The sequence below is a fragment of the Streptomyces sp. SID10853 genome (assembly GCF_010548145.1).
GTDB lineage: Bacteria > Actinomycetota > Actinomycetes > Streptomycetales > Streptomycetaceae > Streptomyces.
In genome coordinates, this window is record NZ_JAAGLN010000011.1 from 35,058 (window position 1) to 60,229 (window position 25,172).

Here is a 25,172-nt window from a genome sequence, read left to right on the forward strand (position 1 = left end):
GTTCCAGACGTCTGACGGGGTGCGCCTGCCCTGGAGTCGAGCGTGCCCGCGCGAGGAGAGGACCGCCCACGTGAGCCAGTACGTGTCCCGGCTCGGCGGCCGGATCACGGGACCCGCGCGGCCGCCCCGGCTGAAGTTCGCCGGGCTCCGCAAGCCGCGCAGGGTCGCCATGCTCAGCGTGCACACATCCCCCCTGCACCAGCCGGGCACCGGCGACGCGGGCGGGATGAACGTCTACATCGTGGAGCTGGCGAAGCGGCTGGCCGCGATCAACATCGAGGTGGAGATCTTCACCCGCGCCACCACGGGCGGCCTCCCGCCGCTCGTCGATCTCGCGCCCGGCGTCCTCGTACGCCATGTGGACGCCGGCCCCTACGAGGGCCTGGCCAAGGAGGAGCTGCCCGCCCAGCTCTGCGCCTTCACGCACGGCGTGATGCAGGCATGGGCCGGCCACCGGCCCGGCTATTACGACCTGGTGCACTCCCACTACTGGCTCTCCGGCCACGTCGGCTGGCTCGCCGCCGAGCGCTGGGGCGCGCCGCTCGTCCACGCCATGCACACCATGGCGAAGGTCAAGAACGCCGCGCTGGCCGACGGCGACACCCCCGAGCCCGCGGCGCGGGTCATCGGCGAGACCCAGATCGTGCGGGCGTCCGACCGGCTCATCGCCAACACGGACGAGGAGGCCGACGAGCTGGTACGCCACTACGAGGCCGACTCCGGCAAGGTCGCCGTCGTCCACCCCGGGGTGAACCTCGACCGCTTCCGCCCCGCGGACGGCCGGGCGGCGGCGCGGGCCCGCCTCGGGCTGCCGCAGGACGCCTTCGTACCGCTCTTCGCCGGCCGGATCCAGCCGCTCAAGGCCCCCGACATCCTGCTGCGCGCTGCGGCGGTCCTGCTCGACCAGGACCCCTCGCTGCGCAAGCGCATGGTGGTGCCGGTGGTCGGCGGGCCCAGCGGCAGCGGCCTCGCCAAGCCGGAGGGCCTGCAGAAGCTGGCAGCCCGCCTCGGCATCGCGGATCTCGTGCGCTTCCACCCGCCGGTCGGCCAGGACCAGCTCGCCGACTGGTTCCGGGCCGCGTCCGTGCTGGTCATGCCCTCGTACAACGAGTCCTTCGGCCTGGTCGCCATCGAGGCCCAGGCGGCCGGAACGCCGGTGGTGGCCGCCGAGGTCGGCGGGCTGCCCGTCGCCGTACGGGAAGGGTCGACCGGCTTCCTCATACCCGGCCACGACCCGGAGCGGTACGCGGTGGCGCTGCGCCGCTTCATCGACAACCCGGGGCTGGTGGACGAGATGGGCGGGGCCGCCGCGCGTCACGCGGGCCGGTTCGGCTGGGACACGGCGGCGTCGGCGACCGCTGACGTCTACACGGCGGCGGTGCACGAACACCGTCGTCGCGTACGCTCGCACCATGGCTGATCAGGCTGGCGGTGCCGACGTGCGACAGGCGGCCGACGCGCGGGAAATCCTGGAGCAGGCGTTCAGGGACGCCGAGCTGCAGTGGGAGAGCCCGGAGCCCGGTTCCTACGTGGTGCAGCTCCCCGGCACCCGGAAGCTCTCCACCACCTGCTCGCTGATCGTCGGAAAGCATTCGCTCTCGGTCAACGCGTTCGTGATCCGGCACCCCGACGAGAACGACGCGGCGGTGCACCGGTGGCTGCTGGAGCGCAACCTCCGTCTGTACGGGGTGAGTTACGCGATCGACTCGCTCGGCGACATCTACCTCGCCGGGAAGCTCCCGCTGTCCGTGGTCACACCGGACGAGATCGACCGGCTGCTCGGATCCGTGCTCGAAGCGGCCGACGGGCCCTTCAACACGCTCCTTGAGCTGGGTTTCGCGAGCGCGATCAAGCGGGAGTACGCCTGGCGGGTGTCGCGCGGCGAGCCCACCCGGAACCTGGATGCGTTCACGCATCTGACCCGCGAGGTCGAGGGCTGACGCACTCGCGTCCGCCTGCGTCCGCCTGGTCGGGTCCGCCCGCCCCCCCCGCGTCGGCACGATCCTGCCCGCCGCCCAGCGCGGTGTGATTCCCGTGTGCACGCCCCTTCCCCGCCTCCGGGCCACCGTGGCATGCTCACGTCCCGACGCACTCATGAACGATGTTCAGATACGTGAAGACCCGGGAAAGGGTGGCTCTCGTGGGGATCATCAGCAGACGTGCACTGCTCGGCAGCGCCACGGCCGTCGCGGCCGTCGTCGCGACCGGAGGGACGGCCAAGGCCGCACCGCGACCCAAGGCCGCACCACGGCCCAAGGCCGCACCACGGGGCGGGGCGGCCCCGTCCGCCGGCCCGCTCTGGCGGGAGTTCACCCGGACCCCGTACACCCACCCCCAGATCCCGTACATCGGCGGCGCAGGCCGGCGCACGGGTGAGCGCCGCTTCCCCCGGCTCCCCGTCGTGGCCGACGTCCGGGAGTACGGCGCGGTCCCCGACGGCTCCGCCGACTCGGCGCCCGCGATCAACCGGGCCATCGCCGACACCGGCCGGCGCGGCGGTGGCACGGTCCTCCTCCCGCCCGGCACCTTCCGTATCGACGACCTCATCCGTATCGGGCACAGCAACGTCGTGCTGCGCGGCGCGGGCAGTGGCCGCACCACGCTCCACGCGACGAAGAGCCTCACCGAGCTGATCGGCCCCTACGGCTCCCGGTACGGCGGCGACAAGTCCTCGTGGTCCTGGGCGGGCGGGCTCATCTGGCTCTGCCCCGAGGCGCGGTTCGCGAGCCTGAGGGCCGCCATCACCTCCGCGGTCTGGCCCTTCGAGGGGTGGACGGGCAACAGCCGCGACGAGTGGCGCACCCTCACCACCGTCGCCCCCGCGCGACAGGGCGACCGCACGGTCACCGTGGCGGACACCGAGCGGCTGCGCCGCGGCGACCTGGTGCTGCTCCGGCTCGCGGACGACGCGGGGCACACGCTCCTGGAGCACATGGCGGGCGGCGGCCCGGGCCCCGAGGCGTACGAGTGGGACGACAAGACCAAGCTGACCTCGTACGTCCCCTACGAGTGGCCGGTGCGCATCATGGCGGTGCACGGCCGCAGGCTCACCCTGGAGCGCCCCCTCCCGCTCGACATCCGCCCCGAGTGGGACCCCCGGCTCACCACCCATGTGGCACCGCTGACCGGGTCGGCCGTGGAGGGGCTCACGCTCGAAGCGGTCCTCACCCCGCAGTCGCCGCATCTGCTCGACAAGGGGTACAACGGCGTCGCGTTCCAGTGCACGTACGACTGCTGGGCCGACGACGTCGTCGTACGCGACGTCGACAACGGCTTCGGCCTGGTCGCCGCCTCCGCCACCACCCTGCGCCGCACCCGCGTCGAGGGGCGGGGCTCGCACCATCCGTACTTCTGCCGGGAGGGGTCGCACGACAACCTCGTCGAGGACTTCACGATCGCCGAGCGCACGGTGCCCGCCCCGGCCGGCACCCAGCTGCACGGCATCAACGTCGAGGGGCTCTCCAGCCACAACGTCTGGTCGCGCGGAGTGATGGAGATGGGCACCTTCGACTCGCACCGGGGCCTGCCGTTCGCCAATGTGCGCACCGACATCACCGTCGACAACGACGGGCAGCACGGCGGGGACGCATCGGCAGGGCCGCTCTTCGGCGCCAGGTTCACCCACTGGAACATCCGGGTCACCAACGGCCGCGAGGGCCTGATGAAGATCGACGGCCTCGCCCCGTACAGCGCGAGCGTCGGCATCAGCAAGGTCAGACCGTTCGGCCAGATCGACGTGCCGGACTTCACCGGCGATCTGCATACGCGCCTGGAGGCGTACGGCGCGCCGGAATCCGTACACCCCGCCAATCTGCACGAGGCGCAACGGGGGCTGCACCCGTAGCCGGCCCGCCGGGCGCTCCGGGGCAGGGTAGGCCCGGCCACCCCGGAACGCCTGTGCCCTGCCCGGCCAGGTCCTGCCAGGTCCTGCCTTGCCCGGCCCGGCCCTGCCCGGCCAGGTCCTGCCTTGTCCCGCCCGCCCGGGGCCGCCCGGGGCCGGGCGTTCCCCGCGTGCGGGGTCCCGGCGTGCTGGTCCCGGTGTGCGGGGTCCCGGCGTGCTGGTTTCCGGTGTGCTGGTCCCGGCGTGCGGGATCCCCGGCCCCGGTGGACTATTTCGTCCATGAGCGACAAAGGGGACCACTCCGCCTCCTCCTCCTCCTCCTCCTCCGCACCCGCCACCGGCAGATTCGCGCCGAACCAGACGCTGACGCTGGCCGCCATGCTGTTCGCCGTCTCGATGACGTTCATCGACCAGACGATCGTGGCCATCGCGGCGCCGGACATCATCCATGAGCTGGGACTTTCCGCGTCCGGGATGCAGTGGGTGGTCAACGCCTATCTGCTGACCCTGGCCGCGTTCTTCGCGCTCGGCGGCCGGCTCTCGGACATCTTCGGGCACCGCCGGATCATGGTGACCGGCACGCTGGTCTTCGTGATCGCGTCGGCGCTGTGCGGTGCGGTACCCAGGGGCGGGGGCGCCCAGACCTGGCTGATCGCCTTCCGGGCGGTGCAGGGCGTGGGGGCGGCGCTGATGTTCCCTGCGGCGCTCGCCGTGGTGGTCGCGGTCTTCCCCGTGGAGCGCCGGGGGCGCGCGCTGGCGCTCTTCTTCGGGCTGTCGGGCGCCCTGACGTGTGTCGGCCCGCTGCTCGGCGGCTGGCTCACCGACTGGACCTGGCGGGCGATCTTCTGGGTCAACGTACCGGTCGCCATCATCGCCCTGGCCCTGACGGCGAAAGCCCGTATCCCCCGCAACGCGACCCACGAGCCCCTCGACGTGCCGGGTGCTGTGCTCGTCGCCGTGGGGATGGGGCTGAGTGTCTTCGGACTCCAGCAGGCGTCCGCGTGGGGCTGGGACAGTGCCGCCACCTGGCTCTGCATCGCGGGCGGCCTGCTGGTCCTGGTGGTGTTCGGCGCGCTGGAGCTCCGCACGGGGCATCCGCTCATCAGGCTCCGGGTGTTCCGGGACCGGGCCTTCACCGTCGATGTCGTCGTGCTGTTCCTGGCGATGATCGCGTTCGTACCGGTCTTCTTCTTCGCCTCGGTGTACGCGCAGGTGTCGCTGAGCGCCTCACCGAACCAGGCGGCCCTCTACCTGCTGTACTTCTTCGTCGGTTTCGGCCTGGCCTCCCAGTGGGGCGGGCGCATCCTGGACCGGCGCGGCGCCCGGCCGGCCCTGAAGCTGGGCTGCGCGCTGGGCGCCATCGGATTCGCCCTGTGGGCCCACCGGATGACGACACTGGCGATGCACGACCAGTGGCCCTACGCGGCACTGGCCGGGGCAGGCATCGGATTCCTGCTCGCCCCGGCGTCCACGGACGCGGTCAACCGCGCGATCGACGCGTCGTACGGGGAGGTCACCGGCATCACGCAGACGGTGCGCAACTACGCGGCCAGTGTGGGCCTCGCGGTGTTCGGCACGGTCCTCACCCATGTCACCACCGACCGGGTCACCCGCACCCTGCGCGCCGACGGCCTGCCGGACCGGGCGGCGAAACGCACGGCGCACAGCATCGCCGAGGCCGTGACAGGCCACGCCGATTCGAGCGGTCCGACGGGCAGCGGGCCGGTCGCGAGCGCGACGCGGCACGCGATGGGCGCGATCCGGCTGGACTTCGCCGAGGCGAACCGGGTGGTCTTCTACGGGATGGCCGGCGCCCTCGCCCTCGCCTTCATCTGCTCGTACTTCCACCCGGGCACCCGGGTGACGGCGGAACCGCAGCCCCCACAACAGCGGACGGAGGACGGCGCGCGGGTGTGACGGGACAGGACGGCGGGGCGGGGCGGACGGGGCGGACGGGGCGGACGGGATGAACGGAGCGGAAGGAGTGGGCGCAGTGGGCGCCGTGGATCGCCGGTCCCGGCGATCCGGTCACGGCCGGCCGGCCGTCCCGTCGTCCGGACCCAGGGCGTCAATCGGCGACCCCCGGGCCGTCGATTAGGCTCGGGGGCATGGCCGACGCACCGTACAAGCTGATCCTCCTCCGCCACGGCGAGAGCGAATGGAACGCGACGAATCAGTTCACCGGTTGGGTGGACGTCAACCTGACGCAGAAGGGCGAGAAGGAGGCGGTCCGCGGCGGTGAGCTGCTCACGGACGCCGGCCTGCTCCCCGATGTCGTGCACACCTCCCTCCAGAAGCGCGCCATCCGCACCGCCCAGCTCTCGCTGGAGGCCGCGGACCGCCACTGGATCCCCGTGCACCGCTCCTGGCGGCTGAACGAGCGGCACTACGGCGCGCTCCAGGGCAAGGACAAGGCGCAGACGCTCGCCGAGTTCGGCGAGGAGCAGTTCATGCTGTGGCGCCGCTCCTACGACACCCCGCCGCCGGCCCTCGAGGACGGCGCGCAGTACTCGCAGAGCGACGACGCCCGGTACGCGACGATCCCCCCGGAGCTGCGCCCGCGCACCGAGTGCCTCAAGGACGTCGTGGTCCGCATGCTGCCGTACTGGTACGACGGCATCGTCCCGGACCTCCTGGCCGGCCGCACGGTCCTGGTCGCCGCACACGGCAACTCCCTGCGCGCCCTGGTCAAGCACCTGGACGGCATCTCGGACGCGGACATCGCGGGCCTGAACATCCCGACGGGCATCCCGCTCGCCTACGAACTGGACGCCGACTTCAAGCCGGTCAACCCGGGCGGCACCTACCTGGACCCGGACGCGGCGGCGGCGGCCATCGAGGCGGTCAAGAACCAGGGCAAGAAGAAGTAAGCCTGACGCTTTAAGCCCCCTACCTGCGGGTTCTCCGCTGGTAGGGGGCTTTTTGCTGCGCTGGGGCCGTGGTTGGGCCGTCGCGCCTCAGACGAGCCGGACGCGAACCCGGACCGTCGCGAGGAAGGCCGCGGGCAGGGTGATGAGCGGGTCGACTCCTGCCTGCATGCCCAGGGCGGCACCGCCCATGGCGAGGAGCCAGAACGGCAGCTCCCGGGGGAAGAGGTCGATCTGGAGGGTGCGCCGTGGCACCATGGTGGCCTCCATAGGGTTCGTGAATTTCGCTAGGGATACGCGTAGTGCATGCACCGATGGAGAGGAGGGGTCGCCCCTGCATGGGCGGCCCCTCTTTCTTTCGATGCTGAGGGAGCCTAGCTATCTTTCGGCCGAGCGCCAAACCTTGCAGTATGCGGCCTCTATGGCTCTCCGTGGGGCCTGCGCCATTCCTGGCCGCGTGGTTCTGTTCGCGGGTCGATCTCGCCTAGCCGCCTCAATTGGGCACCTGAGTGAGTGGCGGGCTCGACTCCTAGCCTCGGGCCAATCGAACCATCTATCCATCCGCCCATCGAGCCGCCTATCCATCGAGCCATCGAGTCAGCCAACAAGCAAGCCAGCAAGCCAACTAGCGAGCTAGGTAGCTAGCTCGCTAGTTGCGTGATGTGCCCGGATGCTGGAGTCTGTCGATAGATCGTGAATCACGAACGATGAAGCGTTGACTCGGGCTATGAATCACGAACGATGAAGCGTTGACTCGGGCTATGAATCACGAACGATGAAGCGTTAACTCGGGCTATGAATCACGAACGATGAAGCGTTAACTCGGGCTATGAACCATGAACGATGAAGCGCTAAGTCGGGCTATGAATCACGAAGACTAAGCCTTAGTCACGCAAAGACGGAGGATGGGGGCAGGGGTAAGTGGTGGGTGAGGAATCGCCTCGGTTCGAGTAGTACGAAAGCCGCTCTCAGGCGAGACGGGTTATCGACCCTAGGGACTCTCCTTGCGTTCATCGCGTAGTCGTAGAGCGAGACGCTGCATAGCTTCGTCAGGTGCCCGAAGGTCTTCTGGGCTCAGCTCAAGAGGGGAATTCGAGTACGGAGCGAAGGAGCCTGAGTACCGCGCCAAGCCTATCCGGAGGGTAAGGCGCACGACCGGCTGCCACCTATCTTCTCGTCTCAACACTCGCTGCCATACTCTCCGCTGCCCAAGAACCGCCTCGATCACCGCCTGGTACTCACGCCCTTCCGGTATGAAACCTGGCGACGGAACGCTGAAGGTCACAACCCGCTGCTCTGCCGTCCGACCCGCAATGGCGAAGCCCGCTGGGGGTAGAACGCGACTTCCTGATTTAGGCATGAGCTCTTCAGATGTGCCGGTCCATTGCAGCGGCCACAAGGCGGTGGGCTCCTCCGGGAAACGCATGCGCATGTCCAACACCACGATTGACCTCGCCCCAGTGTTGTACATGACCAGTGGCAGGCGTACACGAACATAGTCCCGACCGAGTGACATCGCGTAGGTCTGGGGCTCCCAACTCTTCAAGCGCCCCAGTCGGGCATTGAGCCACCAGAACGTAACGACCGTGAACAGTAGGGCCATCGCCCCTACGAGTGCAGCAGCCGGGATAGACGACATGAAGCTCTCGGGCTGCCCTGCGGCAGCAGTCACACTGATCACTGGCTGAGTGTGTCAGGGCAAGGGGCTAGTCGTACGCAGAAGAGCGAAGACAGGCTCTCGGACCTGAGAGCGTGCGTGCCCCATCCATACCCGATAGACCAGGAAAACCACGGGGAATCATCGCGGTCACCAACAAGCAGTGGTCGCGGGCCGACGATCGATGTTCCTGATCAGGGCCTTCAACCTGCTCCATGAGTGCTTGATCTGAAACCACGGTGGCTTGCACCACCACGGTTTCCAAGATCACCCGCAGCCAATCTTGGCCCACCGCGATGGCGCTCAGGCCAGCATGTTCCCCGAGATAGGGAACCTGGTAGCGCAGCGACCGAAAGCCAGCCATAATTTGGCCATGATGCCGCAAGATGAACAAATTGCTGCCGTAGCTAGCGCCATTGATCAAGCAGGCCAGGCTACATCGCGGTTTGAGGCCGACCGAGCTTTACGTGTGGCCTTGCTCAGTGGAATGCCGAGCGATTTCCCGGTAGAAGAAATTTCCGATCTCCCGGTAAAGGCAGCCCTTTGGGCTTTCGAATACGAAATCTCGGTTGAACAGGACAACAACCGGCGAAGGCTGGCGGTGGAGCCACGTTTCTTTGGGGCTTCTGAGGAAACGACCCCTCCAAAGGTGGCTGTTGTTGCCGAAGAGGTTGTCAGTGTGTGGCATACATTGACAACAAGAGTCACTTCCCACTGGGGATTGGCACGCCTTCAGCACCTTCTATTTGAACGACGTTTCGGAAGGGCTCATGAGTACGCGATCGCAGCAGCTGAAAGCTACCGGGCGGCTGCGAAGAATTGGGAAGTAGGCCTTGATCGAGCGAAATTTTTGGGAATCGGCCTGAGGGTTGCCCGCTCGGTCAATTCTTACGATCAAGCAGACCTGATCGTAAGCGAATTGTTGGACGATGCCCGCCAGGAGCTATCTGGCGGTGGCCAGCGCCCTGGTGTCTTCATGCGCCTGATTGAATCGGTTCTCGCGGAGGACAACCCTCCGGACGCGGTTAATGACCTGCTGGAGGATGCCTTTACTGAGTATGACGACCCATTCATTCGTGACAGTATTTTGAGGCTTCAGATTGCCAGGGCCTCGGATGCAGCAGCGAAAAAAGAACTGTGGGCGCATCTGGTGGAGGTATGGACCGAGGCGGCAGGCCACTCCGAGGGGCTCATCCGCGCTACCCACCTGAAGAAAGCGCTGGAATGTGCCGAGAGTAGTCAAGACCGTGGTCTGGTTGAGCAGGCAGCCGCTAACTTGCAGAGCCTCCGTAAGGAGGACCTGGGGTTGGTTACCTTTTCGGCGTCAACCGCTATCGATGACGCCGAGATTGAGCGTTTGCTCGCACCCATCACCGGAGCCGGAAATTGGCAGCACGCCTTGCTTGGCCTCTACCAGGTTTACGGTCCAGCAACCGGAGACTTGACGCAAAATAAGGCTAGAATGGAACAGCATGCGCGTGAATTTGCACTCAGCAATCTACTCTCTAAAGAGTTGCTCGGAGGTGACGGACTGCCGAGATATCGCCCTCAATCGGACGGAGATCGTGAAGCTGTTGCTCTTGCCGAGCAGGAGTCTTACAATATTCAGATCTTTGCTCCGATACTGGCCATGGCCCTTTCAAGAGTGGCCGATACGTATGGCATCCCTACGGAAAACGAGCTGGCGGAATTTTTTTCTCAAGCGCCGCTCACTGACGAAGATCTAGCCCATTCATTAGCGCGAGCGTTCATTCGCTATTGGGCGGGGGACGCTGAGGGGTCAGCCTTCACCATCATTCCAAGAATCGAGACCATGGTTCGCAATCTGGTGATCGCCATGGATCGGGGCGTCTATCGACTTCAGCGTGACCAGAAGCCTGGACAGTACCCCGGATTGGGATATCTGCTCGACATCTTGAAAGCCCACGGAATGGAAGAGTCCTGGCATCGATGCGTACTGACAGTTTGCGCTAACCCTGCCGGAGGTTGGAATATTAGAAATGAGATGGCGCATGGATTCATTGACAATTTGGGGATGCCTGCTGCTGCCGTAGTGTTGCAGATTGCGATCTATCTATGGTCGTTGCATGACCGCCCGGATGATGGTGCGGACTCTTAACGGGCCGAGGAAGCATCAAGGACGCCTGGCGCATGTGTCTGGTCCCTCGAAGAACTACAGGTCGTCCGACAGGCCCTCTGTAGGGCCGCATGGGAGGCGCCGTGTGTATCGGCGCCCCTCTCCCGAGGAGGTGCAAGGTGGTCAGACTAGGGCGGAGCCCGAGAGTTTCGGGCCGTCCCTGGGCCGTCCGAAGCCGCTCAACACCGGCCAGCAACGACCAATGACGACCAGTCAGACGCCTGAGCCCCGGCCCCAGAGCTGCAAAAACGCAGGCCCCCAAGATCCCCGACAAGACCCAGGGCAAGAAGAAGTAAGCCCCGAAGCTTTGAGCCCCTTGCCCGCGGAGTCTCCGTGGGCAAGGGGCTTTCAGCTGAGCGGGGGTGTGCGTGCGGGGGCCGCGGGGGCCCTCACACGGATCAAGCTCAGTTGCTGCCCCCGTCGAACCGGGTGCTGACGGCACCGCCCATCCCGGGGAACGGCTTCGCTCCCGTCAGGTAGGGCTCATACTGCGTCCGGCCGAGCAGGTGGTCGGCGAAATAGGCGCTCACGTAATCCTGGGTGATCCGGCGCTGCCGCTGCTCCGAGAGTTCCTTCTGATCGCTCTGGGGGGTGGTGGCCCCGGGGAACTGGGACTTGCAGGTGCCTGGCTTGCTGCCGGGAACGGCGTCGTCATGGGCGCTGACCTGGCCGCTGCTGGGTGACCACTGCTTGTTGTAGAAGTCGTGGACACCGCCGGGCACCGTGTACTGGGCTATCGGTGCGCTGTTGTCGTCCTTGTTCCAGTCGAAGTACTCCCCGGTGTTCACCTGGTCGCACGTGCCCCACATCACCGCAAACGATGTCTTGGTGATGGGATCGACGTCCCAGGTGGCGGTGGGTGCGAGAGCGAACGCCGCGTTGATGGACACGCCTTTGGGCCACGTGTTGCGGCTGCTGTCGGCGATCTCCTGCATCACTCCGCCGCCGCCCATGGAGTGGCCCATCAGCCCCACGTTCTTCAGGTCCACATGGTTCTTGAAGTTCACCGGCGACGTATGTCCGGACCTGGCGTCGACGAAGCTGCCGTGCAGCGGGCCCTCGCCCGTCGACGACAGTTGCTGCCACATCCGCAACTGGGCGTTGATCAGTGCCGCGCGCTCCTGATAGACCGTGTCGGCCTGGCCGGAGGACGTCGAGTTGATGCCGTTCGCCCCGATGGAGACAACGACGAACCCCTGGCTTGCCAGATCACGGCCCAGGTAGTCGTATCCGAGATAGCTGGGGATCTGCCGCACCCCGGATGCGCACGGCCAGGCCGACAGCCGGTCCGAGTCGGCCTTGATGATCGCCTCCTGCTTCGCCGCGTCTACCTTGTCGCCGCTCTGCTCGTCCTTCGCCAGCGCGGCTTGCGCCGCGGCAAGTGACGTGGAGGCGGCGGCGTCGGCGCAGGTGTCCCAGAATCCATGCTCGATCATGATCAGCGGGTGGGTGCCCGAGGAGATGTCGTCGGGGTAGTACACGGCCCCGTCCAGCTCGTTGTTGCCCACGTATCCGAGAGACTTGGGCGGCGGGAAAGCCTGGTCGCCCAGGTTGTAACGCACCTCTCTCACCTCGTGCCGCGCAGGCTGAGTACCGGACCCACCGGCGGCAGCGAACGCCTCTGTCGAAGTGAAGCAAACGGCACAGGCTGTTACGGGCGCGGCAAGCAGCAGCAACTTCGCACGCCCTGTGAGTCCAAGTTTCATATTCGCCTCACCCATGTGGAAGGTAGATGTAAAAGGTGGATGCCGAGAATTGCGATGGCTTTTGATGCGACGGAGCGACGAGCGACGGAGCGGCCGACGGGAAATGAGCGGTGGGTGATCGCCGCCGGCTCGGCTCAGTCCCCTTCCTGTTCCTGTGCGACTGGGGCGCCACTAGGCCCGCTGGGCCCGGTCGTGCAGCGGCTTGGTGATCGCCGGTTCAGTCCGTGGTCCGTGGAACGTGGCCCGCCGCTGGAGCCGCGGGCAGGCGGGTTGTCGGACGCCGACGTGGTGAGCGCGGCGATGCGCTCCGGCGTCCAGTACTGGAGCACCGAATGCTGCTGTGCCACGGTGACCGCCCGCTGGTGGACGGCTACCCGGCCTGCCGAGGGGCGTTCCGCTGCGGCGGACGGAGGGGTGGCCGACGGAGCGGACTTGGGAGGTATCGCATGGGTGGGAGGGTACGGAGAGGGTGTCAGGAGGCTGTCAGATTCCTGTTTTCAGTCGATGCCGGTCCTGGCAGCATCTCTGGGGCTCTGGATCTCAGGATCTCTGGACGTGTTCACTCAGTTCCGCGTTCGCGGTGACCACCACGCCGGCGGTCTCCAAGGTGGTCTCCGGGACTCCCGGATCGTCAGCGAGTAGCGCAAGCGGTCTCGTCAACGCCCAGTCGGGAGTGCCGGACGCCACCGTCCGCACCACTCGGTAGCCGTGCCCCTCCGGCTGCTCTGGCCTCTCCGGCCCCTCCGGCCGCCCCTGCCGGAGGTCAGGTCACGCTGGTGTCCGGCAGGCCGGGCCACTTGTAGGTCAGCGTGCAGAGCGTGCCGTGGTAGATCAGGCTCGTGAACCAGATGGGGTACTGCGGGAGGCCCGCAGTACCCCATCTGGCTGTCGCCGTCTCTGCCCTGCCAGGTGAACGGCACGGTGATGTTCAGATCCCGGACGACCCACTTGCCCTTTCCGCGGAAGTCACGCGGGAGCTGGGGTGGCCGGGGAGTGGTGGTCCCGGATGACGGTGCGGTCTCGGTCCTGGTGCCCGTGACGGCCGCGCCTTGCGGCAACACGGTTCGGGGCAGGCGAATGTGACAGGTAATCAGAGATGGGCGGGCGGGGACGTTCCTCCCCGGTACCGCCGTCCGTGCCGCCCGTAAGCGGCACAGCGAAGGCCCCGTCCCGCACCACCGCGATCAATCGTCAGGTGGTACGGCCGGGGCCTCGCCGTCGTACGGAACCGTCCGCCTCAGCCCTGTCAGCCGCCGCACTGGCACGGAGCGCCGGACTGGCAGCCGCAGCCGCAGCCCGAGCCGCAGCCGCAGGCTCCGAGAACGCGCAGATGGTGCACTTCGATCGGGGCATCCTGCTGGGGTTCGGTGACGGGGGAATCGGCCATGATTTCCTCCTGCTCGGCATGCGAGGACGTAACTGCCTCCGCCATCCCATACCCACCCGGGCGGGGCGCATCAACGGCGCATGCGCGCAAGCGCGCCGTTCACGCCCCCTCTACCTGGGCGGGCGCGGACTGGATCTCGTCGGCGTGCTCGCCCGTCACCAGATACACCACCCGCTTGGCCACCGAGACCGCGTGGTCGGCGAAGCGCTCGTAGTAGCGGCCGAGGAGCGTCACGTCGACCGCCGTCTCGATGCCGTGCTTCCACCGGTCGTCCATCAGGTGCTGGAAGAGCGTCCGGTGCAGCAGGTCCATCTCGTCGTCGTCCGTCTCCAGCTGGAGCGCCAGGTCGACGTCCATCGTGATGATGACCTCCGCGGCCTTCGCCATCAGCCGCTGCGCGAGCTGTCCCATCTCCAGGATCGTGGCGTGCAGGTCATGCGGAACGGCCCGGTCCGGGTAGCGGAGCCGGGTGAGCTTCGCGACATGCTGGGCCAGGTCGCCCGAGCGTTCCAGGTCGGCGCTCATCCGCAGCGAGGTGACCACGATGCGCAGATCGGTGGCGACGGGCTGCTGCCTGGCGAGCAGGGCGATGGCTCGTGCTTCGAGGTCGTGCTGGAGGTCGTCGACCTTCTGGTCGGCCGCGATCACGCTCTCGGCGAGCTTCAGATCGGCGTCCAGCATCGCGGTCGTGGCCCGGCCGATCGCCGAACCGACGAGCCGGGCCATTTCGACCAGGCCCTCGCCGATCGAGTCCAGTTCCTCGTGGTACGCGTCCCGCATGGGAGTCCCTCTCTTGTACGGCTGATCTATTACGGCTGATCATGTGCGGCTGACCGGTGCAGAGGTGTCCCCACCTCCACGCTTCCACGGTCGGTGGGCCACGCGTCCGTTTCCGTCATCCCAAGTGAACCGGCCCTATCCCCTCGGTGAACTCTGAGCGACGAACGTTCGAGCAGACACCCGTATGGCTGGGGATGTGTCGGTGGGGCCGCATAACCTGGACACATGGACGTGAACGCGGCGGTCGCCGCAGCAAGCGCGATCGCCGGGCTGTGCACCGGTGTGATCGGCGTGCTGGCGTTCCGCTGGAGCGAGCGCGAGCTGGCACGCCCCACCCGGACCTCCCTGCACACCGACGACGTGCTGCCGCCCGGCGTGGACACCGTTCTCTCCGTGCTCAGCTCATCGGCCGTGGTGCTCGACGAGAGCGACGCGGTGGTCAAGGCCAGCTCGGCGGCGTACGCCCTGGGGCTGGTCAGGGGCGGGAAGCTGGCCGTGGAGCCCATGCTGCACATGGCCCGGGACACCCGGCGTGACGGGGAGATACGACAGGTCGAGCTCGACCTTCCCCGCCGGGGCACCGGCCGCGGCGAGGCGCTCGCGGTCTCCGCCCGGGTGGCGCCGCTCGGCTCCCGGCTGGTGCTGCTGCTCGTCGAGGACCTCACCGAGGCCCGGCGCATCGAAGCCGTCCGGCGCGACTTCGTGGCCAACGTCAGCCATGAGCTGAAGACCCCGGTCGGCGCGCTCTCGCTGCTCTCCGAGGCGGTCATGGGCGCATCGGACGACCCGGAGGCGGTCACCCGTTTCGCGGGCCGGATGCAGATAGAGGCGACCCGGCTCACCAATCTGGTCCAAGAGCTCATCGATCTCTCCCGCGTCCAGAACGACGACCCGCTCGAAGACGCCGAGCCGGTCCGGGTCGACGTGCTGGTCGCCGAGGCCATCGACCGCTGCCGCCACCAGGCGGGCACCAAACAGATCACCATGGCCGCCGGCGGCACGGCCGACCTCCATGTCTGGGGTAACCGCTCCCAGCTCGCCGCCGCGCTGGGAAACCTCGTGGAGAACGCGGTCAACTACTCACCGGCCCGCACCCGGGTCGGCATCGCCGCCCGCCGCTCCTCCGCCCCCGGCGGAGGGGGCACCTCCCAGGCTTTCGGCTCTGGGGGACTCATCGAGATCGCCGTCACCGACCAGGGCCTCGGCATCACCGAGAAGGACCGCGAGCGGATCTTCGAGCGCTTCTACCGTGTCGACCCGGCCCGCTCCCGCGCCACCGGCGGTACGGGCCTGGGCCTCGCCATCGTCAAACATGTGGCCGCCTCGCACGGCGGGGAGGTCACGGTGTGGAGCTCGGAGGGCCAGGGCTCCACCTTCACCCTGCGGCTGCCGGAAGCCGGTTCCGTACGCAACCGACGCGGCCGCAAGGATCCGGCCCCCGCACCCGCACCTGCCGCACCGGACGCTCCCGCCGACCCCGCCGACCCCGACGACGCTGTCGGCGATGACGGTGACGACGGCGATCAGCCGTTCGCGACCTTCCTGTCCTCTGAACCCATTCCTGCCCCGGAGGTCCTTCCGTGACCCGAGTGCTTGTCGTCGAGGATGAGGAATCCTTCAGCGACGCCCTGTCCTACATGCTCCGCAAAGAAGGGTTCGAGGTCGCCATCGCGGCCACCGGCCCCGACGGACTCGACGAATTCGAGCGCAACGGCGCCGACCTCGTACTGCTCGACCTGATGCTGCCGGGGCTGCCCGGCACCGAAGTGTGCCGCCAGCTGCGCGGCCGCTCCAACGTCCCGGTGATCATGGTGACGGCCAAGGACAGCGAGATCGACAAGGTGGTCGGGCTGGAAATAGGGGCCGACGACTACGTCACCAAGCCCTTTTCGTCACGGGAGCTGGTCGCCCGTATCCGCGCGGTGCTGCGCCGCCGGGGCGAGCCCGAGGAGGTCTCGCCCGCGGCCCTGGAGGCAGGTCCGGTCCGGATGGATGTGGACCGCCATGTCGTGACGGTCTCCGGCGCCAAGGTCGACCTGCCGCTCAAGGAGTTCGACCTGCTGGAGATGCTGCTCAGGAACGCGGGCCGGGTCCTGACCCGGATGCAGCTGATCGACCGGGTCTGGGGCGCGGACTACGTGGGGGACACCAAGACCCTCGACGTCCATGTGAAGCGCCTGCGCGCCAAGATCGAGCCGGACCCGGGCGCGCCCCGCTACCTGGTGACGGTCCGGGGCCTGGGCTACAAGTTCGAGCCGTAAACCGTACGCGTACGGAAAGCAGAGGTGCCCCGCCGGAATCGGACTGTCCGGTGGGGCACTTCTGTGTGGGGCACCTCTGTGAAGCGTGTTGCTGTTCGCGTTTCGCGGTGCTCGGTGTGCCTGGTGCGCTGCGCGCTGACCGGTGAGCGGTGCGTGTGTGCGGCTCCGTGCGCGGGTCAGCTGCTCGGCGTGCCCGTGCCCGTGCCCGTGCCCGTACCTGTGCCCGTGCCGGCCGGCGTGCCGCCGCCGGGGGTCGCGTTACCGCTGGGGGTCGTGTTCCCGCTCGGGGTGGTCTTTCCACCGGGAGTCGCCTTGCCGCCCGGGGTGGCCTTGCCGCCCGGTGTGGCCGGGGCGGAGGGCGTCGCGGGCAGGCTGCTCGGGCCGAAGCCGTGGAAGTAGCTGGTGGCCGGGACGACCAGTGCGGCCAGTGCCACCCGGCCGGTCTCGCTGAACTGGAAGACCAGGTTCTGCGTCGAGCCGTCGGCGGCAGCCGAGCGGCCGTCGGTGAGCACCGCGGCGGCGTTGTTCTTGCCGCCGATGGTCACCGAACCGTGCGCGGGCACCGAGATCGGCCCCTTGCCCTTGGCCGGGGTGAGCTTCACCGCGGAGCTGGAGCCCGCGAGCTTGACGTCCTGGAGCGTCTGGTTCGTGTCACCGTTGTTGAAGAGGGTCGCCGAGATGACGGCGGGGCCCTGGACCGTGGCCTTCGGCTGGGTGATCACTGTCGCGTTCTGGACCTTGATGACACCGACCGACGTAGCGGCGTTGTCCGGCTTGACCTCGATCGTCGCCGCGTTGTTGCCCGCGCCACAGGCGGACAGGGCGGCGATCGAGACCACGATGGCAGAAGCGGCGAGGACGCCGCGTCGAAGGCTGCTGCTCACGGCGGCGGCTTCTCCTAGGACGTACGGACAGGACGGGACGAGGGGCGGGAGGGGGTAAAGCCTCCCTAAGGGTGTGTCAGCGGCCTCAGGTTACCGAGCCGTCGTCACGGCCCCGCACCCGACCCGCCCCGCAGGCGGTACGGGTACCCGGCGGATGCCGCGGGCGCCCGCTCCACGGCTCCGGCTGACGGTCCGAACTCAAGCCCCGAACTCATGCCCCGAACTCATGCTCCGACTCATGCCCCGACTCGACCCCCGACTCATGCTCCCGACTCAGGGGTCCGCTCGTGGCTTCGTACGCCGTTCACATATCGCGAGTGATCAATTCTCTCTGCCGCTCCCGGCCGCCACGTATTCCTTACGGAAAACCCTCTTCCGGCGCACAGTGATCAATTTCTGATTGCGTCCGTATGGGTGATCGACATCCGAACTGAGGTCGCGAAGTTCACCGTTTCGAATGCGGCAAATCGGGACGTTAGCCGCCTGCGGGAAGGCTTCGGATCCCTGTGGTGTCCGCGTTTCTCTCCGTACGCAGAGCCGCTCCGACCTGCGAATACCGTCCCGGGGGAGCTGTCCGCAGCACGTTCGTGTTGCTGTTGTCAAGCCCCGAGATATGCCCTGACCTGCGAAAACGTCATTCAGAAGAAGCCGTTCTCGTGTTAGACTGGATAGCCACGGAAGGGGTACCTGTCACATGACGTTCAAGGTTGGCGACACCGTGGTCTATCCCCATCACGGGGCCGCGCTGATCGAGGCTATCGAAACTCGCCAGATCAAAGGCGTGGACAAGACCTACTTGGTGCTCAAGGTCGCTCAGGGCGACTTGACTGTTCGTGTGCCGGCGGACAATGCGGAGTTCGTAGGCGTGCGTGACGTGGTTGGTCAGGAAGGACTTGACCGGGTCTTCGAGGTGCTTCGCGCACCGTATGCCGAAGAGCCCACGAACTGGTCCCGTCGCTACAAGGCGAATCTTGAGAAACTCGCCTCCGGCGACGTCATCAAGGTGGCCGAAGTGGTCCGCGACCTGTGGCGTCGTGAGCGTGAGCGCGGACTTTCCGCTGGTGAGAAGCGCATGCTCGCCAAGGCCCGCCAGATCCTGGTGAGCGAGCTCGCTCTCGCGGAGAACACCAACGAAGACAAGGCCGAGGCTCTGCTCGACGAGGTCCTCGCGTCCTGAACCGCTTGACCCGTTTCGCCTGTTTGACGCTTTGAATGCCGTGGTGCCCGCTGGCCACATGGATCAGTCCGGTTGGATCTCCGACCGGATCACTCCATGTGTCATCGGGCACCACGGCATGCTGCTTTCTCGCGCGGCGCTTCCGCCGCGGTGCCCAGGGTCTCCTGGCCTCCGCGGCTTCGGACGGTCGGTGCTGCTGTTCGCCTGTTTTTCATGGAGCGATGCTGCGTGAGCCGTACCGTGACCGATACTGATCGGTACGTGGTGTGCCGGGCCCGGGATGCCGACTCGACCAGTCGTCACGGAAGGGGCCGGTCAGGGCGTCGCGCCCGGCACTCCCAGGCCATACCCATGTCGGCTGAGGACACAAACCCTGAACGCGCAACCGATGTCAGACGAGCCCGGGACCCCGTCCCCTACCAGCTCCACCGGCGGATCTCCTGCCGCCGCTCCGGCTGGATCCAGCCACACCACCGCCGCGGTGATCCCTGCCGCCGGCCGCGGTGTCCGGCTCGGTCCCGGAGCCCCCAAGGCGCTCCGCGCCCTCAACGGAACCCCCATGCTGGTCCACGCCGTACGGGCGATGGCCGGATCGCGTGCTGTCTCCCTCGTGGTCGTCGTGGCCCCGCCGGACGGTGCCGCCGAGGTCGAGGCCCTGCTGGCCGGCCATTCCTGGCCGGCGGGCACCGAGCTCCTGGTCGTCCCCGGTGGTGACACCCGCCAGGAGTCCGTCCGCCTCGGGATCGGCGTACTCCCCGAGGGCGTCACCGCGGTCCTCGTGCACGACGCGGCCCGGCCGCTCGTGCCCGTCGAGACCGTGGACGCGGTCGTCGCGGCCGTACGGAACGGCGCCCCGGCGGTCGTGCCCGCCCTGCCGCTCGCCGACACCGTCAAACAGGTCGAGCCGCAGGCCGGCGGCGCTCCCGAGCCGGTCGTCGCCACCCCGGAGCGGGCCCTGCTGCGCGCCGTGCAGACCCCGCAGGGCTTCGACCGCGCGCTGCTCGCCCGCGCGCACGCCACCGTCACCCACGACGTCACCGACGACGCGAGCATGGTCGAGCAGCTCGGGGTGCGGGTCGTGGTGGTCCCGGGGCACGAAGAGGCGTTCAAGGTGACCAGGCCGCTCGACCTGGTCCTGGCCGAGGCGGTTCTCGCCCGCAGGAGGATCAACAGTGGCTTCTGAACACGAAGTGGTTTCTGAACCCGAAGTGGTTTCTGAGCACGCAGTGGCTTCCGGGCACGAGCAGCCCGAGCAGCAGCCTTCGACGGTTCCCCCGCAGGTGGTGCTGCCGCAGGTCGGCATCGGGACCGACATCCACGCCTTCGAGGAGGGCCGCGAACTCTGGTGCGCCGGCCTCCGCTGGGAGGGCGAGGGCCCCGGCCTCGCGGGGCACTCCGACGCCGACGTGGTCGCGCACGCCGCCTGCAACGCGCTCTTCTCGGCCGCCGGGATCGGAGACCTGGGCGCCCACTTCGGCACCGGCCGCCCCGAGTGGTCGGGCGCCTCCGGAATCACCTTGCTCACCGAGGCCGCCAGGATCGTCCGCGCCGAGGGGTTCACCATCGGCAATGTGGCCGTCCAGGTGGTCGGCGGCCGGCCGAAGATCGGCAAGCGCAGGGCCGAGGCGCAGCAGATCCTCTCGGGCGCGGTCGGCGCGCCCGTCTCGGTCTCGGCCGCCACCAGCGACGGGCTCGGCTTCACCGGCCGGGGCGAGGGGCTGGCGGCCATCGCGACGGCCCTGGTGGTCCGTACGTGACGGACGGTTGCGGGGCCGGTCCGTCCGTTCCGTTTCCGCCACGGACCGGCACGCACCGGCACACAACGCGCGGCGCGCGCCGATCGGCCGGGAAGCCGGGACAGGGCCGCGTTGTTTGGGGTAGGGATGGGAGCGCAAGCCGTACCCACTTCCGTCAGTACCCCTTGCAGTCAGTACCCCTTCCGCACCCTTGTTCAGCAATCGGAGGCAAAGCCCGTGTCTGCCGCACTCAGCGACAAGCTCAAGGAACTCCTCGACAGCCCCGTCTTCGTCAACATCGCGACCATCCAGCCCGACGGCAGTCCCCAGGTGAGCCCGGTCTGGGCGAAGCGGGACGGCGACGATGTCCTGATCTCGACCACGGTCGACCGCCGCAAGGAGAAGAACCTCCGCCGCGACCCCCGGGTCACGGTGGTGGTGCAGCCCTTCGACGCCCCCTACTCGTACGCGGAGATCCGGGGCACGGCGACGCTCACCACCGAGGGCGGCCAGGAACTGATCGACGAGCTGGCGCTGAAGTACACGGGCAAGCCGTACGCCGAGTTCAACCCGGACTCCGCCAACGACGCCGCCCGGGTCGTCGTCAGGATCACCCCGCGCAAGGTCGTCGGCCGGGTCTGACGGCTGGATTTCGCCGTCGGCATCCCGTCATCACGGGCTCCCGGGCGATCCCTGAGCAGCCCCGCACAGGCTCGGGCCCCGTTCAGCGGCCGTTCACCGGCCGCCGGGCGGGCGCTCCGGGGCACTGTTGCGTCACACTTCCCTGCCCCGTCGGGCAAAGGGTCGCCTGGCACTGGTATGGGGCCACTACCCTGGTGCAGTGACTATTCGTCTGTACGACACCAGCGCCCGGCAGATCCGCGACTTCGTTCCGCTCACTGCGGGCTGTGTCTCGATCTACCTCTGTGGCGCCACGGTGCAGGCGGCCCCGCACATCGGGCACATCAGGTCCGGGCTGAATTTCGACATCATGCGCCGCTGGTTCGCGTACCGCGGCTACGAGGTCACGTTCATCCGGAACGTCACGGACATCGACGACAAGATCATCAAGAAGGCGGCGGAGCAGAACCGCCCCTGGTGGGCGATCGGCTACGAGAACGAGCGCGCGTTCAACACCGGATACGACGTGCTCGGCTGCCTGCCGGTCACCTACGAGCCGCGTGCCACCGGCCACATGACCGAGATGATCGAGATGATGCGCGTCCTCATCGAGCGCGGTCACGCCTACGAGGCCGACGGAAACGTCTACTTCGACGTGCGCTCGTACGACGACTACCTCCAGCTCTCGAACCAGGACCTGGACGGGCTGCGCCAGCCCGCCGAGGACGGTGTGACCGGCAAGCGCGACCCGCGGGACTTCGCCATGTGGAAGTCCGTCAAGCCCGGTGAGCCCTCCTGGGAGACCCCGTGGGGCCCCGGCAGGCCCGGCTGGCACCTGGAGTGCTCCGCCATGGCCCACAAGTACCTGGGCAGCGCCTTCGACATCCACGGCGGCGGGATCGACCTGATCTTCCCGCACCACGAGAACGAGATCGCGCAGTCCAAGGCGTACGGCGACGACTTCGCGGCGTACTGGCTGCACAACGCCTGGGTCACCATGAGCGGCGAGAAGATGTCCAAATCCCTGGGCAACTCCGTGCTGGTCAGTGAGATGGTCAAGCAGTGGCGCCCCATCGTCCTGCGCTACTACCTGGGAACCCCGCACTACCGGTCGATGATCGAGTACAGCGAGGAGGCCCTGCGGGAGGCCGAGTCGGCTTTCGCCCGGATCGAGGGGTTCATCCAGCGGGTCATCGAGAAGGCCGGCGGCGCGGTCGCCCCGGCCGCCGAGGTGCCGCCCGCCTTCGCCGAGGCGATGGACGACGACATGGGTGTGCCGCAGGCGCTCGCGATCGTGCACACCACGGTCCGCCAGGGCAACTCCGCGCTGGCAGCCGACGACAAGGAAGCCGCCGTCGCCAGACTGGCCGAGGTACGGGCGATGCTCGGTGTCCTCGGTCTCGACCCGCTCGACGAGCCATGGGCGGGCGAGGGGGACCGCGGCGAGGACCTGCACGGGGCGGTGGACACACTCGTCAGGCTCGTACTCGAACAGCGCGAGGCCGCCAGGGCCCGCAAGGACTGGGCCACCGCGGACTCGATCCGCGACCAGCTCCAGCAGTCCGGCCTGGTCATCGAGGACGGGCCGAACGGTCCGCGCTGGACTCTCGGCCCGCGGTGACGCCCGCGGTGAGCGCCACGCCGCCGTTCGCGGCACACTTTCCTATACGTAGTACGTACTGAGCAGCAGAGAAACAGGTAGGTCATGGCCGGGAACAGCCAGCGCAGGAACCGCCGCACGTCCAACAAGAAGGGCGCGCAGGTCGGCAGCGGGGGCCAGCGACGCCGCGGCCTTGAGGGGAAGGGGCCGACGCCCCCCGCGTCCGAACGCAAGGGGCACAAGAAGAACCGCATCGCGGGCGCCCAGGCGCGGCAGGCCGCGGCCCGCCGCCCCGCGCCGCGCAGGGGCGGGGCCAAGGGCACGTCCGAGATGGTCGTCGGCCGTAACCCGGTGTACGAGGCGCTGCGCGACGGCGTCCCCGCGGTGACGCTGTACGTCCAGCAGTACATCGACAACGACGAGCGGGTGCGCGAGGCGCTCCAGCTCGCCGGGCAGCGCGGCAACATCAACCTGATGGAGGCCCCGCGCCCGGAGCTGGACCGGATGACGAACGGCCTGAACCACCAGGGCCTCGTCCTCCAGGTCCCGCCGTACGAGTACGCGCACCCGGAGGACCTCACGTCCGCCGCGTACGACGCCAATGAGGACCCGCTGATCGTGGCACTCGACGGGGTGACGGACCCGCGGAACCTGGGTGCGATCGTCCGCTCGGTCTCCGCGTTCGGCGGCCACGGTGTGGTCGTGCCCGAGCGCCGGGCGGCCGGGATGACGGCGGGCGCCTGGAAGTCGTCCGCCGGTACGGCCGCGCGTACGCCGGTCTCCCGGGTCACCAACCTGACGCGGGCGCTCGAGGGCTACCAGAAGGCCGGCATCACGGTCGTCGGCCTCGCGGCGGACGGCGAGCACGAGGTGCAGGACCTGGCGGCGCTGGGCGGCCCGGTCGTCATCGTCATCGGCAGCGAGGGCAAGGGCCTCGGCCGGCTCGTCGGCGAGACCTGTGACTACCGGGTGCGGATCCCGATGCCGGGCGGCGCGGAGTCGCTGAACGCGGGTGTGGCCGCGGGCATCGTCCTGTACGAGGCGGCGCGCCGCCGGGCCTGACCGGCTCCAGTACCCGGGGCTGCGCGGGGTGTTGACGGGTCGCGGACAGATCCGGGGTGTCAAGGCAGTGTCCTAAACCTGTGTCACTCGGTTAGATGAGCGTGGACACCAGAACACCCGGGTTCGACGACCTGCCCGCGCTGAGCATGGTCAAGGTGCCGTGCGATCCCGCACAGGTCGTCGTCAACCACGCCAGCTTCCGGGTGCAGCTCGCACCGAACTCGACTCCGCGGCCCGCCGGTTCGCGCCTGAAGGACACGGCAAGGATCCCCGCGGCCGCCGGCGCGGGCGGGCGGCGCAGGGCGCCTGTCGTGTGGAGCGGGAAGTCGGCCCCCGACGACACCGGGGCCATCAGACTTCTCCAGGCCGTGCGGAACTCCGGCGTCCAGGAGGTCGGTTACGCGTCCGGCCAGGACGCCGGAGCCACCCAGGTCATCCCCCGTATCGACGTCGACGGAGCGGACGGCCCCCCGCGCGGCGGCCCCGGGGGCGAGGGCCCCGGCACGCAGTTGCTGCCCAGGATGCGTGAGGCCGTCGGCGCGTACGACGAGCAGGAGCGCTACTCGGGCGGCGCGTACGCGGATGCTCCCGACGGCGCCGACGAGGCGTACGACGACGGCCTCGGTCACGGCCCCGACGGCGGCGGAAGCCGTACCGACGGCAAGCGGCCCGGCCCGGACGGCATCCGCCACGCCTACTACCCCGACCGCCGGATGAACCTCGGCGTGGTGCTGCTCCCGCTCCGTGTGTTCCTCGGCTTCATCTCGATGTACGCCGGCATGGGCAAGCTCTGCGACCCCGTCTACTTCGACGGCGGCGAACGCGGCTCCATGGTCAAGTGGCTGCATTCGCTGCACCCTTGGGCGCTGGCGAGCCCGCTCCGCGACTTCGCGCTGTCGCACCCGGTGGGCGCCGGGCTGACCATCGCGTTCCTGCAGGTCGTCGTCGGCGTGCTGACCGTACTGGGGCTCTGGCAGCGGGTCGCCGGGGTGTTCGGCGCGTTGCTCTCCGCTGCGCTCGTCGTCACGGTCAGCTGGCGGACCGTCCCGGTGTACGACGCACCGGACATCATCTATCTCGCCGCCTGGTCGCCGCTGATCATCGCGGGCGCCCCCGTCTACTCGATCGACAGCCGTCTCGCGGGCGAGGCGTGGCGCACGCTCGGCCCGCGGTCCGAACTCGCCGAGCTGCGGCGCCGGGTGCTGCGGCGCGGTGCTGTCGTCGCCGCGGTGGTCGTCGGGCTGACGATGATCATCGGTGCGGTGCTGGGCGGCGCGGTGCGCTCCGCCCAGGTCGTGACCGTGCCGGGCCCGAACACCGATCCCACCAACCGGCTTCCGGGACAGCCGCTTCCGCAGGAGCCCGGCGCGTCGGGCAGCCCGTCGCAGCAGCGCACGTCGAGGTCGCCCGCGCCGTCCGCGAGCGGCTCGGCGCACGCCTCGTCGCATCCGTCGAC

20 protein-coding genes are annotated in these 25,172 nt (G+C 68.4%); 15 read left to right on the forward strand and 5 right to left on the reverse strand.

Going from position 1 to position 25,172, the window contains the following annotated elements; all coding sequences use genetic code 11:
- The first annotated feature begins 70 nt into the window (after positions 1-70).
- From mshA to G3I19_RS04650, 5 genes are all read left to right on the forward strand, one after another.
- Positions 71-1,420 (forward strand): D-inositol-3-phosphate glycosyltransferase, encoded by a 1,350-nt coding sequence (gene mshA / locus G3I19_RS04630; RefSeq protein WP_164259749.1) that lies wholly within the window; start codon positions 71-73, stop codon positions 1,418-1,420.
- Positions 1,413-1,940, forward strand: coding sequence for a YbjN domain-containing protein (locus G3I19_RS04635; RefSeq protein ID WP_164259752.1), 528 nt, complete (start codon positions 1,413-1,415; stop codon positions 1,938-1,940). Before mshA ends, G3I19_RS04635 begins: the two co-directional genes overlap by 8 nt.
- Positions 1,941-2,113: 173 nt before the next feature.
- Entirely contained in the window at positions 2,114-3,844 is a 1,731-nt protein-coding gene (locus tag G3I19_RS04640) for a glycosyl hydrolase family 28-related protein (RefSeq protein ID WP_343234983.1), read from the forward strand.
- Positions 3,845-4,219: 375 nt separating this feature from the next.
- Complete coding sequence (locus G3I19_RS04645) at positions 4,220-5,758, forward strand: MFS transporter (RefSeq protein WP_239073967.1); 1,539 nt, start codon at positions 4,220-4,222, stop codon at positions 5,756-5,758.
- Between the two features lie 191 nt (positions 5,759-5,949).
- Complete coding sequence (locus G3I19_RS04650) at positions 5,950-6,711, forward strand: phosphoglyceromutase (protein WP_164259757.1); 762 nt, start codon at positions 5,950-5,952, stop codon at positions 6,709-6,711.
- 87 nt (positions 6,712-6,798) lie between these two features.
- Here the strand turns inward: G3I19_RS04650 and G3I19_RS04655 are convergent, their stop codons facing one another.
- Positions 6,799-6,966 carry a hypothetical protein gene (locus G3I19_RS04655; protein ID WP_164259759.1) on the reverse strand — a complete coding sequence of 56 codons (168 nt, stop codon included), beginning with the start codon at positions 6,964-6,966 and terminating at the stop codon, positions 6,799-6,801.
- 1,772 nt (positions 6,967-8,738) lie between these two features.
- Here G3I19_RS04655 and G3I19_RS04660 point away from each other — a divergent pair.
- Positions 8,739-10,484, forward strand: a complete 1,746-nt coding sequence (locus G3I19_RS04660; protein ID WP_164259761.1) for a DUF4209 domain-containing protein — start codon at positions 8,739-8,741, stop codon at positions 10,482-10,484.
- Positions 10,485-10,906: 422 nt separating this feature from the next.
- On the opposite strand, the gene G3I19_RS04665 is transcribed toward G3I19_RS04660, so the two are convergent.
- The 3 genes from G3I19_RS04665 to phoU all read right to left on the reverse strand — a co-directional run bounded on the left by G3I19_RS04665 (position 10,907) and on the right by phoU (position 14,375).
- On the reverse strand, positions 10,907-12,064 hold the full coding sequence (locus tag G3I19_RS04665) for an alpha/beta hydrolase (protein ID WP_164259763.1): 1,158 nt from the start codon (positions 12,062-12,064) through the stop codon (positions 10,907-10,909).
- Positions 12,065-13,454: 1,390 nt separating this feature from the next.
- The gene (locus tag G3I19_RS36785) at positions 13,455-13,595 is read right to left on the reverse strand and encodes a hypothetical protein (RefSeq protein WP_203599177.1); all 141 of its coding nucleotides are present in this window, start codon (positions 13,593-13,595) and stop codon (positions 13,455-13,457) included.
- Between the two features lie 99 nt (positions 13,596-13,694).
- Positions 13,695-14,375, reverse strand: a complete 681-nt coding sequence (phoU, locus tag G3I19_RS04670; protein ID WP_164259765.1) for a phosphate signaling complex protein PhoU — start codon at positions 14,373-14,375, stop codon at positions 13,695-13,697.
- A 225-nt stretch (positions 14,376-14,600) separates the two neighbouring features.
- Here phoU and G3I19_RS04675 point away from each other — a divergent pair, with 225 nt between their 5' ends.
- Together G3I19_RS04675 and G3I19_RS04680 are read left to right on the forward strand one after the other, a co-directional pair.
- The gene (locus G3I19_RS04675) at positions 14,601-15,959 is read left to right on the forward strand and encodes an ATP-binding protein (RefSeq protein WP_164259767.1); all 1,359 of its coding nucleotides are present in this window, start codon (positions 14,601-14,603) and stop codon (positions 15,957-15,959) included.
- Positions 15,956-16,636 (forward strand): response regulator transcription factor, encoded by a 681-nt coding sequence (locus G3I19_RS04680; RefSeq protein ID WP_102918029.1) that lies wholly within the window; start codon positions 15,956-15,958, stop codon positions 16,634-16,636. Before G3I19_RS04675 ends, G3I19_RS04680 begins: the two co-directional genes overlap by 4 nt.
- Positions 16,637-16,812: 176 nt before the next feature.
- Here the strand turns inward: G3I19_RS04680 and G3I19_RS04685 are convergent, their stop codons facing one another.
- Complete coding sequence (locus G3I19_RS04685) at positions 16,813-17,520, reverse strand: DUF461 domain-containing protein (RefSeq protein WP_164259769.1); 708 nt, start codon at positions 17,518-17,520, stop codon at positions 16,813-16,815.
- Between the two features lie 694 nt (positions 17,521-18,214).
- Between G3I19_RS04685 and G3I19_RS04695 the strand changes: the two genes are divergently transcribed.
- The 7 genes from G3I19_RS04695 to G3I19_RS04725 all read left to right on the forward strand — a co-directional run.
- Positions 18,215-18,697, forward strand: coding sequence for a CarD family transcriptional regulator (locus G3I19_RS04695; RefSeq protein ID WP_006380568.1), 483 nt, complete (start codon positions 18,215-18,217; stop codon positions 18,695-18,697).
- A gap of 388 nt (positions 18,698-19,085) precedes the next feature.
- Entirely contained in the window at positions 19,086-19,880 is a 795-nt protein-coding gene (ispD, locus tag G3I19_RS04700) for a 2-C-methyl-D-erythritol 4-phosphate cytidylyltransferase (protein WP_164259771.1), read from the forward strand.
- A 43-nt stretch (positions 19,881-19,923) separates the two neighbouring features.
- Entirely contained in the window at positions 19,924-20,454 is a 531-nt protein-coding gene (gene ispF, locus G3I19_RS04705; RefSeq protein ID WP_164259773.1) for a 2-C-methyl-D-erythritol 2,4-cyclodiphosphate synthase, read from the forward strand.
- Positions 20,455-20,670: 216 nt separating this feature from the next.
- A complete protein-coding gene (locus tag G3I19_RS04710; RefSeq protein ID WP_164259775.1) occupies positions 20,671-21,075 on the forward strand; it encodes a PPOX class F420-dependent oxidoreductase in 405 nt (134 codons plus the stop codon).
- Positions 21,076-21,274: 199 nt separating this feature from the next.
- A complete protein-coding gene (gene cysS, locus G3I19_RS04715) occupies positions 21,275-22,675 on the forward strand; it encodes a cysteine--tRNA ligase (protein WP_164259777.1) in 1,401 nt (466 codons plus the stop codon).
- A gap of 84 nt (positions 22,676-22,759) precedes the next feature.
- A complete protein-coding gene (gene rlmB, locus G3I19_RS04720; protein ID WP_164259779.1) occupies positions 22,760-23,716 on the forward strand; it encodes a 23S rRNA (guanosine(2251)-2'-O)-methyltransferase RlmB in 957 nt (318 codons plus the stop codon).
- A gap of 95 nt (positions 23,717-23,811) precedes the next feature.
- On the forward strand, positions 23,812-25,172 hold a 1,361-nt coding region (locus G3I19_RS04725; RefSeq protein WP_164259781.1), incomplete at its 3' end, for a DoxX family membrane protein.